This is a genomic window from Lactobacillus sp. HBUAS51381 (assembly GCF_012641095.1).
In the GTDB taxonomy this organism is placed as follows: Bacteria; Bacillota; Bacilli; order Lactobacillales; family Lactobacillaceae; genus Levilactobacillus.
Window position 1 is genome coordinate 46,738 of the sequence record NZ_JAAVSC010000002.1, and the last position, 15,665, is coordinate 62,402.

The following is a 15,665-nucleotide window of genomic DNA, read 5'->3' on the forward strand; positions in this document are numbered from 1 at the left end:
ACACCCTTAATGTACTAAACGAACCAACGCCTGTCAACCATTTGACTTAGACCAGATCCGTTAACCGCCGGAGTTCCTTGACCTCTTCGGGTTTCAGGTGTCGTGATTCACCCGGTTGGAGGCCCTTAAGCGTCAAGAAACCGTATTCTTCACGCTTCAGCTTTTCAACGGGATAACCCACGGCCGCTAACATTTTTTTGACCTGATGATTCTTGCCTTCGTGAATCGTCAGTGACACAATCGCAATCTTTTTCTTGTCATCACTGCTCAACAGTTTGGCCTTAGCCGGCGCGTACTTGACGTCATCGACCGTGATGCCCTGGCGGAGTTGCCGCAAAGCATTATTGGTCGGAATTCCCGTCACCCGGGCCACGTAGGTCTTCTCCACGCCGTACTTTGGATGCGTCAGCCGGTTAGCCAGCTCACCATCGTTGGTCAGCAAGAGGAGGCCCGTCGTATCGTAATCCAACCGGCCGACCGGATAAATCCGCTGATCAACGTCTTCGATCAAGTCAACCACCGTCTGCCGACCCTTATCATCGTTAGCCGTTGACACCACGCCCCGCGGCTTGTATAGCAAGACGTAGGCGGGGGCTTCACTGGTAATGGGGACACCATCCACGAGGATCTTATCGTGCACTCCGACCTTGGTCCCAAGTTCCGTGACCACGCTTCCGTTGACCTTCACGCGGCCACTCATGATTAACTTCTCTGATTGCCGCCGTGAAGCCACACCATCATGGGCTAAAACCTTTTGTAGTCGTTCCATCTATGCTTCATCTCCTGTTTCTCCTGATTGATTCAATTGCTGATTAAAGGCCTGTAAGAACAGGTCGCCACCGTCGCCATCATCCTGTTCGCTGGGATTGACCGCTGCGGGCAACGGCGGTAACGCCGTCAATTGCTTTAGACCAAAGTAGTCTAAGAAATACGCCGTGGTCCGGTACACCTTAGGCCGCCCCGGCTCGTCCAAGCGCCCGGCATCTTCGACCAGCCGCCGCAACACGAGCTTCTGTACTGTCGAGGCACTCTGCACGCCCCGGATCTCATCGACCTCAATTCGGGTGATTGGCTGGCGGTAGGCAATGATGGCCAAAACTTCCAAAGAGGCCGGTGAGAGGCTTGTACTCAACGGATTCTCGAAGTACTGCTTCACCACATCGCCGACCGCCTCCTTGGTCACCAGACGGTAGGTCGTGTCATTTACCATCAGCTCCAGAGCGGAGTCCGGATCGGCCGCATATTTTTGGGCCAATCGTTCCAAAGAGGCCAGAATCGCCGGCCGCAAGAGACCCGTTGCCGCAGCTAAGTCCGCGACCGTAATGCCCTCATCACCACTGACGAATAATAAACTTTCAATCTGTGCTAGAGGTGACATCTGCGCTATACCGTCCTTTCATTCGAATGAAGTTAACCTGTAACGGTACCAAGCGACTCACCTGTTTAAGCGCTACTTGCCGTTGCCGTGCCAGTTCTAAGACGGCCAAAAAAGTCGTCACGATCTCGGCCAACACCGGCGTTCGGCCAATCAGCTGTTCAAAGCTGAGGGGGCCGTGGCTATGTTCGAGACGCGTCAGCACCGTGGCCATCTGATCCTTAATGGTGTAATGGGCCTGCTGGATGCTCTGCGTAACCGGTTTAGCGACCATGGCACGATGGACCAACTTGGCCAACGCCGCCTGCAGATCCGCAGTTTCAATTCCCGGGGCCACCGATAAAGCGACCGACTCCGGCACCGCCATAGCCGGCCGGGTAAAGTGTCGCTGACGTTCCTGCGCACGGGCCTTTAGAACCTGTGCCGCCTGCTTATAGCGTTGATATTCCAATAGCTGGTTCACCAAGTCCTCTCGCGGATCGTCCGGCTCATCCTCATCACTGGGGGCCAACGTTTGGGGCTTGGGCAACAACAATTTCGCTTTAATCGCCATCAAATTGGCCGCCATCACGAAGTACTCCCCGGCAATATCGAGCCGCAACGTCCGCATCTGATGCAGATAGTCCAAGTACTGACTTGTGATGGTGGCGATGCGGATATCGTAAATATCCATTTCGTTCGTTTTAATTAAATGAAGCAATAAATCCAGCGGGCCTTCAAAATCACTGACCTGAATCAGCGGCTGGCCGCTTGCTGTGGCTTTGTCCATGGTGATACTCCCATTTCGCAATAATCTTAGCTGTGGAGAGGGTCCCCATCAGTCGTTTCGTCGGTAATGTCTTGGCGAGTTGATCCAACAACTGCCAGGTGTTTTCCGTTAAATCCTTATCCGGCATAAGTGTCAACAGTTGGACAATCAGATAATCGCCCTGAACCTGTGTGCCCACCACACCGGCAAAGTCATCGTGATCGTCCTTCCAAAGGTACAGGGTCCGTTCTTCACTACTCTGATACCAGGCCAGTTCCCGTTGCAGGCGATCCCAGTCCTTAAGGCTCGGCATCAAACTCAACAGGCCCATCGCAATTTTTTGATAGTCACTCCGATATTTCAGTAGCATGTTGTGCCTCCGTTAAATCGTCTTCATACTCTACCACACTTGACCGCCACTTGGCTAGGCCCGCGGATGGTAGTGATCGTAGACCGCTGCCAAGCGTTTCTTGGAAATGTGCGTGTAGATCTGGGTGGTCGTAATATCCGCGTGGCCCAGAAGCTCCTGGACCACCCGCAGGTCCGCGCCATTCTCCAAGATGTGCGTGGCAAAGGAATGGCGGAGCGTATGGGGCGTCACGTTTTTTTGAATGTCAGCCAACGCCACATAATGCTTAATTTTTTGCCAAATAGCTTGGCGTGACAATCCCCCACCGTGAGCGTTCAGGAACAAATAGGGGCTGGTTCGCTGTTTAAGCAACAATGGTCGGCTGTGCGCCAGGTACCGTTGAATCCAGTCCGTGGCCACGTCGCCGATGGGAATAATCCGTTCCTTGTCGCCCTTACCGAGGGTCTGGATGAGTCCCATCTCCAGATGCAGATCCGCCAATTTCAGGTGAACCAGTTCGCTGACCCGCAAGCCGGTGGCATACATGACCTCCAAGATGGCCCGGTCGCGCAAACCATATTTATCCTGGGTATTCGGCGCCGCTAACAAGCGGTCAACCTCGGCAACCGTCATAACGGCCGGTAAATGTTCCGCATGCTTGGGGGCCGCGATATTAGCCATCGGGTTATCCGCCAACTGATGCGTCTGTACCAGATACCGGTAGAACTTACGGAGTGCCGAGACGGCGTGAATCACGGAATTACGCGACTTCCCACTCGCCGTCAACGCACTCAAATAATTCATCACGGTCAGCCGATCAACGTTTAAGAAACTGGACAACCGTTGTTCGGTCAGATACGCCGCAAGATTGTGTAGCTCCTGCGTATAACTCGTGACCGAATTCTTGGCGAGGCCCTGCTCCACGGTAAGGTAGTGGGCAAAGTCGACCGTCTGATCAGCCAATTCCGTCATCCGCGTCCCTCCTAGTCCGTTTGCTGGTCCTCAGCGGAAACCAGCCAGAGTTGGCCATCGTGTTGGGTAATCTTACGTGCCTTCAGCAGGTGCCCAATGGCCCGTTTGAATTGGCCCTTGCTGATACCAAAGTAGGCCTTGATTGCCGCCGGGGCACTCTTATCGCTAAAGTCCAAATGACCATCTTCGCTGTGTTCCAGCGCTGCTAGTAGCATGGCGGCGTCATCATCAATCGCTTCATACGTCCGGGGACGCAGGGAAAGATTCAACGTCCCGTCGTCGTGCACACCGATGACGCGCGCGTGTAGCTCTTCGCCCAAACGTGGTTCCGTTTCCCGTTCGGAAGGGTGAATGAACCCCAGCTCGTAGTGGTCGGTCATGACCCGTGTTCCCACCAGCTTTAATTGGTAGGCTCGCGCCACAACATTGGAATTCTGCATCATTTTTTTAGCGGGTTGGGCAATGGCTGCGTAAATATCCCCATCGGCCAGCACACCCCAGAGACGATGCTTATTATCCTCACGAAGCGCAATCAATAAGCGATCGCCTTGTTGCGGCCAGAGTTCCATCATATCTGGTAGATCATCCAAGGAAACCACGATATCCTTGTTGGGCAAGCCAATATCCACGAAAACACCCAAAGTCCGTTGTGTCCGCACGACCGTCCCGAAGCCATAATGGTCAACCTGAACCTGCGGGGCATCCCGGGTAATTTGCATGTCATGGTCTTCATTTTCATAGGCGAATCCCTTGAAGTTAGACCCCAGCTTCAGTGGCTTCTTGATCTCTGATTTATCCAGCCGAAAGGTTGTCCCCGCAACTTGGACGTAATAATCGTTTTCGTTTTCGTCGGTAACTTTTCCCGCGATGATGCGGCCTAATAGTTCTTCCATAATCTCCTCAATTCTACTGGTCACCCAGTTTACCGTTCATAAGTGTCTAGTCCTTATTTTACACGGAAACCGACCAACTAGCGAGCCTTAATCTGACAAATTTAGTGATAAACCTGACTGGTCATCCAGCCACGAACCCAAATGAAAACGGACCCCCGACAGAGGGTCCGTTTTCAATAACAGGTTTATCTCTTATTAAAGCGCGTTGGAAGCACCGTGGTAAACGATCCCGCGACGTGAGTCAACGGTGATCAATTCGCCATCGGAGATCTTTTCGCTGGCACCGGTAGCACCAACGATAACAGGAATCCCCATGGAAATCCCAACAACAGCTGCGTGAGAAGTCAATCCACCGTTTTCAACGATCACGGCGCTAGACTTTTCGATAGCTGGCAAGTAGTCCTTGTCGGTGTTCTTGGCAATCAAGATACCACCTTCAACGACTTTAGCGTTGGCATCAGCAGCGGAGTTTGCGATAACGGCCTTGCCGATTACCGTGTCATCACCGACACCTTGGCCTTGAACTAACTTTGAACCGATCAATTGGATCTTCATCAAGTTAGTCGTACCGCGTTCGCCAACGGGAACACCGGCAGTGATTAAGATCAAGTCGCCTTCCTTGGCCAAACCAGTTTCAACGGCCTTGGCAGCGGCTAAATCAAACATTGCGTCCGTGTTAGCAGGCTTTTCGGTAACGATTGGGTAAACACCCCAGTTAACCATCAAACCACGACGGGTCCGATCGTCAAAGGTAACGGCTAAGATATCAGCATTTGGCCGGTACTTAGAAATCATCTTGGCAGTGTAGCCGGATTCCGTAGCTGCAACGATGGTCTTAACGCCCAATTCGTTAGCAACCCGGGCAACGGAAGCACCGATAGATTCCGTAACGTCACCGTTATCGAAGTCCAAGTTGTCACGGCCAAATTCTGCCAAAGCATTTTCAGCCTTGATGTCGATCCGGTTCATCGTAGCAACGGATTCTACTGGGTATTCACCGTTAGCACTTTCACCAGAAAGCATGGTTGCGTCAGTCCCATCAAAGACGGCGTTAGCAACGTCAGAAGCTTCGGCACGCGTAGGACGTGGGTTTTCTTGCATGGAGTCCAACATTTGGGTAGCGGTAATAACTGGCTTGCCTAAGATGTTGCACTTCTTGATCAAAGCTTTTTGTACCAAAGGCACATTTTCCGTTGGAATTTCAACACCCATGTCACCACGAGCGACCATCAAACCATCGGAAACCTTGATGATGTCATCAAAGTTGTTGATACCTTCTTGAGATTCGATCTTAGGGAAGATTTGAACGTGTTCCATGTGCTTTTCTTCGAGGAGTTCACGGATGTCCATAACATCTTGTGGCTTCCGTACGAATGAAGCAGCGATGAAGTTGATTTCGTGATCCAAACCAAAACGAATATCATCGGAGTCCTTTTCAGTGATCCCTGGTAAGTTGATGGAAACGCCAGGTGCGTTAACACCCTTACGGGAACCTAAGACACCATCGTTTTGAACCTTAACAACTAATTCCTTAGTTGCATCGTCTTTCTTTTCAACGACAGTATCTAATAAACCATCATCGAATAAGACGTGGCCGCCTTCGTGGACGTCATCGTATAAACCAGGGTAGGTAACAGCGATCTTTTCCTTGGTACCTTCGAGTGATGCATCCATGGAGATCCGGAATACGTCGTCGGTATGGAAGTCAAGCTTGCCACCCTTTTCAACAGTCGTCCGAATTTCGGCACCCTTAGTATCTAACATGATACCAACGGTCTTACCAGTAATCTTTTCAGCCTTGTGGACCTTTTCCAAACGGTCTAAATGTTCTTCATGGTCACCGTGTGAAAAGTTGAACCGGAAGATGTTGGCGCCGGATTCGATTAACTTAACAATCGTATCAACGTCAGTACTTGCAGGACCAAGGGTACTTACGATCTTGGTTTTCTTCATTAGAAAAATCTCTCCTTTAGAATTGGCCGAAACGGTCACCAATCTCGTTAAAAATTGGCATGCAAAAAGTTTCGGCTCAAATTTGATTCCAAAATCATTCTATCACTTTTAAAAATTTATGTCTGCTATGTTTATCGATTTTTCGTCACTTTGTACACAATTTCTCAAAGTAAGCGTTTTCCCTTACCGACCGGGGCTGAAAACCGATGACTAACTACTCGTTTCATAACCTATTCGTTATCGTAAAAATAATCTAGTAGTTCAAACTGCGATGAACATTCGTTGCGCGTTAACCGCATTTAAAAGTGATGGCCGCCGTAAACCACGCTGATTACCGGTTTTTCTCACAGTGATCCAGACTCCATTTGACGAGCGGTATACGTGATTATCAAAGGATGCTAGCTGCTTTCTATCTTTCAACCTTCAGCTATTCGTAAAAAAGTTACCGTCCTCGGGCAGGTACACCCAGACGGTAACTTTCAGAAGGCTATTTCAACGAATCGGCTTAGGCCTGTGCCGGCACCGGAATGGTGAAGCCCAAGTCGGCAATATCTTGGTCGAACGTCTTCACGGTGTCCACTGACACTTGGAAGGCATCCTTACCGAACTTGTCGAGCTTGTTCAAAATCTTAGGTGGGACCGTGATGATGTCGCATCCAGTCTCATCGGCCTGAATCACGTTAATGGACTCCCGGGTGCTTGCCCACAGCAGGGCCACGTTAGCTTTGCTGTGACATAGGGCCGCCGACTGCTTCATCAGTGGCACGGGGTCAACACCGGTATCGGCCACCCGTCCAGCAAACACGGATACAATTCCCCCCGTTTGTTCGTTCAACGCGTCCACCGCCAATTTAACTTCGGATAGCGTGGTAATTGCGGTCACATTCACGCGTACACCAGCATCGGACAGGGCCGTAATCACGGCTGTGTTGTCTGCACCATTCGCCCGAATAATCGGCACCTTAACGGCCACGTGTTGACCGAGTCCGGCCAAGACCTTCGCCTCGGCTAGCATCCGTTCCGGCGTGTTCCCGAACACTTCAAAACTGATGGATTGATCGGGGAAAGTCGCCACGGCTTCCTTGGCAAAGGCCAAGTAGTCCGTAATCCCCGCGGCCTTCATTAGGCTCGGGTTGGTGGTAAAGCCCTCGACCAAGCCCTTAGCGGCCACGGCCTTCATATCCTCTAATTGCGCACCATCGGAATAAACTTTTACGTTTAATTTCATTAAAAAATACCTCCAGAGTCTGATATCTTGTTCATTGGTATATATAATACAGAACTTGATACGATTAGTCTAGAGGTATTTTTATTAAAATTGGTCTATCCATTTTCATAAACTACATTACCGACACCCATCAACCGCTCCAGGGTTCCCTTGAGCTGGGGATCAGCCGGAAGCCACTGCGTCTTAGGCAGGAGGCGTTTCTGATCGGTCTGTGGTTGATAAACGATCACGGGCACGGTTCCCGCGTGACTGCGTAGCAACTGCGCTAATTGCTGGGCCACCGGGCGTTGGTCGTGTTCGGCATCGACCCGAATAAACCAGCGTTGGCCCGCCGATTCCGTCGGCGTTGGCTGCAGGCTTTCTGCCAGATCCAATCGATCGGCCACAATCTGTAGCCCCCGCTGCTGCTCCACCTTTCCGCGCACCACGATCACCTGATCCGTCTTGAGCCACTCACTCGCTAACCGATACTGATTGGGAAAGACGGTAATACTAACGTCAGCCGTCTCATCTCCCCCAGTGATAAACGCCATGGGCTCGCCGCGTTTAGTCCGAATGGTTCGAATCCGGGTGACGTACACCACCACAGTTACGCGACTATTGACCGTTAAATCGCTGATGGTCACGGCATGTAACCGCTGCGCCAACCGTTGAAATTGGGCGACGGGATGGCCGGACAGGTAGGCACCGAGGACGGCCTCCTCCTGCGTTAGCTTCGTCATCAGGTCAAAGTCCGGCTTGCGGGTCACCTTGGGTGCCAACGCCGCAAACAGTTCCACGTTATCCCCGGATAGTTCCACACTGCTCAAGAATTCCGGCAACGCCGCAATGAGTTCGGCCCGATTGTAACCGAAATGATCGAACGCCCCAGCATAGACCAGTGCGTTGAGAAGATCGGCCTTGCGGTACTTCCCGTCGATTCGCTGTAAGAATTGATGAAGGTCGCGGTATGGCCCGTGCTCATGGCGATCCGCCAAGAGTTCCCGTAGGAAGTCCCGCCGCACGCCCTTAATAGAACTCAATCCGAAGATAATGGCCCCGTCACGCAGGTTAAAGTAGGCCGACGACTGATTAATATCCGGCGGCAAGATCGTCACCCCATGACGTTTCGCCTCGGTCAAGTACAGCTTGGTCTTAACCGGCACGTTGATCACCGAGTTCAGCAGTGCCGCGTAAAATGGCCCCGGATAATGGGCCTTGAGATAGGCCAGCTGAAAGGCCAGCTTACTATACGCCACGGCATGTGACCGGTTGAACCCGTAGTTGGCAAAACGATCCATATAGGCAAAGACCTGCTGGGCCGTTTCGGTCGCATAACCCAGTTGCTGGGCCCCGCTAACGAATTTCTTCTGCATGGCGTCCATGGTCTGCTTCTTCTTTTTACTCATGGCCCGTCGCAACAGATCGGCCTCACCCAATGTGAAGCCGCCCATTGTGCTGGCCACCTGCATGACCTGTTCTTGATAGACCAGGACGCCATAGGTTGGCCCGAGAATCGGCTTGAGCGCCTCGGCCGCGTAGGTCACCCGTTCCTTGCCATCCTTACGTTTGATAAAAGTATCAATATTTTCCATGGGCCCCGGGCGGTACAACGCGTTGACCGCGGCGACCAGTTCAAAGCTATCCGGTCGGAGCTGGCGAAGGACGCGCTTGATGCCGGACGACTCAAATTGGAAGACCCCGTTCGTCTCCCCCTGTGCAAAGAGCTTGAGCGTTGCCGCGTCATTCAAATCAACGGCGTTAATGTCCAGGGATTGTCCCGTCTGCTTCTTAACTAGCGCCAAGGCGTTTGCCAGGATACTCAGATTACGGAGGCCTAAGAAATCCATCTTCAATAGGCCCACCGCTTCAACCGTGTCCTTGGGGTATTGGGTCATCAACAGGGTCCCTGCGCCCGGTTGAAGGGGCACGAGATCCGTCAACGCCCCCTGACTCAATACAATCCCGGCCGCATGGGTCGAGTAGTTTCGCGGTAACCCCTCCAGCTTACTGGCCGTTTCGTAAAGCAATTTGTTCTGATCGCTATCGGCCACTAAATTGCGCAGTTTCTGGGATTGCTGGTAGGCCGCGGCCAACGTGATATGCAGTTGATTGGGAATGGCCGCGCTCCAATCGCTCATCTGGTAAGGGGCCATCCCCAAGACACGCCCCACGTCTCGCAAAGCCGCCTTGGCCGCCAACGTGCCAAAGGTAATGATCTGGGCTACCCGCGAATGCCCATACTTATCGTGGACGTACGTCAAGACCTGCTCTCGTTTGTCATCCGGAATGTCCAGGTCAATATCGGGCATCTGGGCCCGTTCTTCATTCAAGAACCGTTCAAATAACAGGTTATACGCCAACGGATCAACTTCCGTGATGGCCAAAACGTAGGCCACCAACGAACCGGCCGCCGATCCCCGCCCCGGTCCCGTCTGAATGTGGGCCCGGTGCGCAAAGTTCATGACGTCCCAAACGATCAAGAAGTAGTCGTCAAACCCCATCCGATGAATAACGCCTAACTCGCGTTCTAAGCGCTGTTGATAAGGTTGGCTATCCGTCACGCCATTGGCCGCTAGCCGTTGCTGGAGACCCTTTAAACACAGCTGACGTAGATAATCCTGGGAGGCCTGCCGATTTGGCGTGGGAAATTGGGGCAGCTGGGGTTGTTGAAACCTTAACGTCACGTCACACGTCGCCGCCACCCGCTCGGTCGCCGCCACGGCCGCCGTTAAACCGGCGTGGGCGAAACGTTCCGTCTCTTCGGCTGCCGGGCGTAACCAGTGCGTGCCTAAGGTGGCCTGCGCCGCGGGTAAATCGTCGATCACCGCGCCGGCATCAATCGCCCGGAGCACGGTCACCGCAAAGTGGTCCTCGCGGTTGAGGTAGTCTACCGGCGTGACTCCCACCAAGGGGACTTGGGTGGTCGCCTGAAGCTGTTGAAGCTGCTGGCGGATGTCCGCTGACAGATCGGGACTAACGCCCACGGTGACCTGTTGAGGTGCCCACTGCTGAAGCTGGCGAACAACGCGAGCCGCCGCTGGGGCATCCCCAATCTCCAACAACTGATGAATCTCACTATCAAGGGGCGCCACCACGTTTAAATGGGTTAGATTCGCCGTTTGCTGGCTCAAATCGACCGGTTCTCCCGCCACTTGATAGGCCGTGGACAACAGCATCAGTTGCTGATAACCCGTGAAATCACGCGCCAAAAAGAGCAGCTCGGTCGGTTGGGTGGCCTCGCCAACCGCTTGCGTCGTCAGGGTCAGCCCCAAAATGGACTTGATCCCCGCCGCTTGACAGGCGTTATAAAAGGCCACCTCACCGTACATGACGTTCTTATCCGTCAATGCCAGGGCGGTATATCCCCGGTCCTTTGCCGTCTGCACCAGTTCAGGGATTCGGTTGGTACTCTGCAGCAGGCTGTAGGTGCTCATTACCTGTAACGGGACAATCATCCTGTCCACTCCTTTCTTCATCATCATTTATCGCTATTATACCAGAAAATGGCTGAAAATCTGGGATGACGAACAACTGTTTGCTTGGCAATTTTTTCCATTCCCGGTAAGCTGACTTCTACAGTGAGGTGCACGGCTCATCTTGGGCGATTTAATGGCATGTAAACCCGTGTCCCGCCAACAACTGGCCGTTCTACTTAACCACAACCCCTTCATCACACCCATAGAAAATGAATCAGCACCCGATTCAGCCGTGACTTCTCAGGGTGCTCGTCGACCGACCCAGGTCATTTTTCGGCCCGATAGCTCCCTGTCAATACCGCGAAAGGACGCGGAAAAGAAACGTGTTGCTATAGCCACCATCCACAACCGTCGAGCGATCTGATTAGCACTTGTCGTCATGACGCATTCCAATAGAAAAAACCGTCCGTCAGTACTTAGGCGGACAGTCCTCATCAACTAAAGTCATTGTTACTTAGCGTTGACAAGCTTTACCCACGACACGTGCTGTTTCCCTGTATTTAAACCGTCCGATTTAAAAAGAAAAATGATATTAACCGCCACAAATCGACAATTAACACCATTTTTCACTTCCGATTATTAATTCACATTCAGGCTGTCACTAACCCCATCGCCTCAGTCCGCCGGTGTCTGGACCGTCTTCGTCTGTAGAGCATGCGTGAAGACCAGCTGATCATCGGCCACGTCGATCGTAATCAAACTATTCACGGGAATGTTCCCCGCAATCAATTGCCGGGCCAACGGTGTTTCTACGTGCGTCGTGATGAAGCGCTGTAGGGGCCGGGCACCGTATGCCGGCAGATACCCCTTCTGGGCAATCCACGCCTGTGCGGCCGGCGTGATCGTCAGATCCAGCTGCTGTTCGTGCAGCCGGTTAGCCAGATGCCCAATCAACTTCACCACAATCTGCTGAACGTCGGCCAACGTCAGCGGCGTGAACATGATGGTCTCGTCGATCCGGTTCAGGAATTCCGGCCGGAAGTGGGCCTGCAGGAGCTTGGCCACCCGTTCCTGGGCGCTGGTCGAGATACGCCCCTGATCGTCCGTGCCTTGCAGGAGTATTTCCGACCCCAGGTTAGAGGTCATGATGAGAATCGTGTTCTTAAAGTCGATGGTCCGGCCCTGACTATCCGTCAGTCGGCCATCGTCCAAGACCTGTAGCAGTAGATTGAAGACGTCCGGATGGGCCTTTTCGACCTCATCGAAGAGCACAATGGTATACGGATTACGCCGCACGGCCTCGGTCAGCTGACCGCCTTCCTCGTAGCCGACATAGCCGGGAGCCGCCCCGACCAAGCGCGACACGGATTCTTTTTCCATGTATTCGCTCATGTCGATTCGCACCATGTGATCCTCGCTGTCAAAGAGGTTCTCGGCCAGGGCCTTGGCCAATTCGGTCTTCCCGACCCCGGTTGGCCCGAGGAAGAGGAAGGAACCCAGTGGCTTGGTGGGATCCTGAAGGCCGGCTCGTGAACGGAGCACGGCATCGGCTACCGCGGACACCGCCTGGTCCTGACCGACGACCCGGTCGTGCAGGCGATCGGCCAACTTCAACAATTTCTCGCGTTCGCCCTGAACCAGCTTAGTCACGGGAATCCCGGTCATCCGACTAACGACGGCCGCAATTTCATTTTCGGTCACCGACTCGGAGACCAGCCAGTCCTGTTGCTGATCCTGCTTTTCCAAATCGGCCAATTCGCGTTCCAACCGTGGGATGGTCCCGTGTTGTAATTCGGCCGCCTTGTTTAGATCGTACTGGGATTCGGCGTTTTCTAAGTCCCGCTTTGCCCGATCCAGTTCGGTCTTCTTGGCCCCCACGCTCTTAATGGCCGTCTTCTCCTGGTTCCACCGGGCACTCAACTTGTCGACCTTTTCCTTGGTGTCGGCGAGTTCCTTGGTTAACTCCTTGAGCCGTGCCTGAGAGGCTTCATCCGTTTCCTGTTTCAGCGCCGTCTGTTCCACCTGCATCCGCATCATTTGCCGGCGGGCCTGATCCAGTTCAGTCGGCGCGGAGTTCATTTCCACGCGAATCGACGCCGAGGCCTCATCGACCAGGTCGATGGCCTTGTCCGGTAGGAAGCGATCGGTCAGGTAGCGGTCGGACAGCTTGGCCGCCGCAATTAACGCGTTGTCGTGAATCTTGACCCCGTGATGAATTTCGAAGCGCTCACGGAGCCCCCGTAGAATCGTGACCGTATCCTCGATACTGGGTTCATTGACCACAACGCGTTGGAACCGACGTGCTAACGCTTTATCCTGTTCCAAATACTTCCGGTATTCATCCAGCGTGGTGGCCCCAATCAGATGCAGCTCGCCCCGTGCCAGCATCGGTTTGAGCAAGTTACCGGCATCCATACTGCCCTCACTCTTCCCGGCGCCGACAATGTTATGAATTTCATCGATGAACATGATAATCTGGCCGTCACTCTTGGTGACTTCCTTCAAGACGGCCTTCAGCCGTTCCTCAAATTCGCCACGGTACTTGGCACCAGCGATTAAGGACCCCATATCCAACGAGAAGATCGTCTTATTCTTTAAATTATCGGGGACATCCCCGCGGACGATCCGTTGCGCCAAACCTTCCACGATGGCGGTCTTCCCGACCCCGGCTTCCCCAATCAAGACGGGGTTATTCTTGGTCTTTCGAGAAAGAATCCGAATGACGGACAGAATCTCCTCGTCACGCCCAATGATCGGGTCAATCTTCCCACTGCGCATGGCCTTGACCAGATCAATACCGTACTTTTCAAGGGCCTTGTACTGGTCCTCTTGATTCTTTGAGGTAACCCGTTCGCCACTACGGATTTTATCCACGGCGTTGCGAACCATTTGTTCCGTGATGCCCTGAGCCTTCAGGTAATCCGTCAGGCTCTCACCTTGCAGCTGCATCAGTGCAATCATCACCGTGTCGATGGCTAAGAAGTCGTCGTGATACTTGTCCTTAATCGCGTCGGCCTTCTGTAGCAGATCCGTTAAGTTCCGGGAAAATTCTTGTCCGTACTGCACGCCGCTACCGGAGACCGTACTGATCCCGTCAAGTTCCCGGTCGAGTTCGCCATCCATCGCCGCAATGTCCACACCGGCATCGGCTAAGATTTCTCGGCCCAGTTCGCCTGGTTGAATCAGGTATTTAAAGAGGTGAGCGACCGTCACGGCCTGGTGCTTGCGGGTCATGGCAATCCGTTGCGCCTCGCCTAACGCTGCCGTTAGGGCTTCTGTCATGTTTTCTGGATTCATCTTGAGTCCTCCTTGGTTAAAAGTAATTTGCTTGATTAAATTCCGTTTTAAACGAAACGATTGACTCTCCCGCGTTTCTGAATTTGGGGGTCAAAAAAGAGGCAACCCTTAGGTTAACCTCTATTTTTCATTCATATTCTAACTGATTTTAACCAAAATTCAAAATAATTTGACCAATTTTGACTAATTAATTTAAGCCTGTTGTTCGGCGAGTTCCGCAATCTTAATGACCACGTCGGTCGCCTGTTCCATGGTTTGTTCGGAAACGTATTCGAACCGACCGTGCATGTTCTCACCACCGGCAAACAAGTTAGGTGTTGGCAAGCCCAAGTACGAAATCTTGGAACCGTCAGTTCCGCCACGTACGGGGAAAATCAGGGGCTTGATATTCAAGTCCTCGAGCGCTTCCTTAGCTAAGTCAACGACCGTCATGTCCTTCTCAATGACTTCGCGCATGTTGTAGTATTGGTCCTTGATGGTGACTTGAACCCGATCACTACCGTATGCCTTGTTCAATTGATCGGCCACGCCCTGGAAGAGTTGCTTGCGATCTTCAAAGATTTGGCGATCGTGATCACGGATGATGTAGCTGAGATGGGCGCTATCCACAGTCCCGTTCATACTGTACAGGTGGAAGAAGCCCTCGCGCCCTTCGGTATGTTCTGGCCGGTCATGTGCCGGTAAGGCCGCGTGGAAGTCCATGGCAACTTGTGAAGCATTCACCATGACATCCTTGGCTTCGGCGGGGTGCACGTTGGTCCCGGTGATTTCCACCTGGGCATCGGCCGCGTTAAAGGTTTCGTATTCCAGCTGACCCAGTGGGCCCCCATCGACCGTATAAGCGATGTCGGCGCCAAAATCCTTGACGTCAAAGTGGTCGGCCCCGGAGCCGATTTCTTCATCGGGGCCCAAGCCAATTTCAATTTCGCCGTGTTTGATTTCGGGATGGGCCAGTAGGTATTCTGCGGCCGCCATGATTTCGGCCACCCCAGACTTGTCATCGGCCCCCAGCAAGGTACTCCCATCAGTCGTAATCAGGGTGTGTCCCTTATAGTTCTTCAGGTTCGGGAAAACGGCTGGGTCCAGCGTGTATTTGCCAGCTTTATCCAACTTAATGACGGACTTGCCATCGTAGTTTTCCACGAATTGGGGGTTGATGTTCTCACTGTTGAAATCGGCCGTATCAAAGTGAGAGATAAACCCAATCTTCTTGACCTGCTTATCCGTGTTGGCGGGTAAAGTGGCGTAGACGTATGCACATTGTTGATTAATATGCACGTTGGACAGGCCAATTTCCTTCAGGTCCTGCACCAAGCCTTCGGCGAATTTGGTCAGCTCTGGGGTGGATGGAATCGTGCCAGAGTTAGGGTTAGAACGCGTGTTGATCTTGACGTACTTCAAGAACCGGGGAATCAGGTTTTCATACTTTGCCAAAATAAATCACTCCTCAAT

General features: G+C 52.8%; 11 protein-coding genes. All 11 read right to left on the bottom strand.

The annotated features are described in order from the left end of the window. Window positions 1–46: 46 nt before the first annotated feature. Window positions 47–769: a pseudouridine synthase gene (locus HEQ50_RS00960; protein WP_168898597.1), complete on the bottom strand. Its 723-nt coding sequence runs from the start codon at window positions 767–769 to the stop codon at window positions 47–49. Then, window positions 770–1,378: an SMC-Scp complex subunit ScpB gene (gene scpB, locus HEQ50_RS00965; protein ID WP_168898598.1), complete on the bottom strand. Its 609-nt coding sequence runs from the start codon at window positions 1,376–1,378 to the stop codon at window positions 770–772. Continuing rightward, a complete protein-coding gene (locus HEQ50_RS00970) occupies window positions 1,356–2,144 on the bottom strand; it encodes a ScpA family protein (RefSeq protein ID WP_168898599.1) in 789 nt (262 codons plus the stop codon). The genes scpB and HEQ50_RS00970 overlap by 23 nt, the downstream gene beginning before the upstream one ends. Next, window positions 2,098–2,493, bottom strand: coding sequence for an N-acetyltransferase (locus HEQ50_RS00975; protein WP_168898600.1), 396 nt, complete (start codon window positions 2,491–2,493; stop codon window positions 2,098–2,100). Before HEQ50_RS00975 ends, HEQ50_RS00970 begins: the two co-directional genes overlap by 47 nt. A 54-nt stretch (window positions 2,494–2,547) precedes the next feature. Beyond that, window positions 2,548–3,444, bottom strand: coding sequence for a site-specific tyrosine recombinase XerD (gene xerD / locus HEQ50_RS00980; protein ID WP_168898601.1), 897 nt, complete (start codon window positions 3,442–3,444; stop codon window positions 2,548–2,550). Between the two features lie 11 nt (window positions 3,445–3,455). Further along, complete coding sequence (locus tag HEQ50_RS00985; protein ID WP_168898602.1) at window positions 3,456–4,337, bottom strand: S1 RNA-binding domain-containing protein; 882 nt, start codon at window positions 4,335–4,337, stop codon at window positions 3,456–3,458. Window positions 4,338–4,532: 195 nt separating this feature from the next. Beyond that, the gene (pyk, locus tag HEQ50_RS00990; RefSeq protein WP_168898603.1) at window positions 4,533–6,290 is read right to left on the bottom strand and encodes a pyruvate kinase; all 1,758 of its coding nucleotides are present in this window, start codon (window positions 6,288–6,290) and stop codon (window positions 4,533–4,535) included. Between the two features lie 505 nt (window positions 6,291–6,795). After that, window positions 6,796–7,518, bottom strand: a complete 723-nt coding sequence (locus HEQ50_RS00995) for a transaldolase (protein ID WP_168898604.1) — start codon at window positions 7,516–7,518, stop codon at window positions 6,796–6,798. A gap of 95 nt (window positions 7,519–7,613) precedes the next feature. Further along, window positions 7,614–10,955: a DNA polymerase III subunit alpha gene (gene dnaE, locus HEQ50_RS01000; protein WP_168898605.1), complete on the bottom strand. Its 3,342-nt coding sequence runs from the start codon at window positions 10,953–10,955 to the stop codon at window positions 7,614–7,616. 636 nt (window positions 10,956–11,591) lie between these two features. Continuing rightward, entirely contained in the window at window positions 11,592–14,213 is a 2,622-nt protein-coding gene (gene clpB / locus HEQ50_RS01005; protein WP_168898606.1) for an ATP-dependent chaperone ClpB, read from the bottom strand. A gap of 192 nt (window positions 14,214–14,405) precedes the next feature. Continuing rightward, window positions 14,406–15,647 carry a peptidase T gene (pepT, locus tag HEQ50_RS01010; RefSeq protein WP_168898607.1) on the bottom strand — a complete coding sequence of 414 codons (1,242 nt, stop codon included), beginning with the start codon at window positions 15,645–15,647 and terminating at the stop codon, window positions 14,406–14,408. Window positions 15,648–15,665 lie beyond the last annotated feature (18 nt).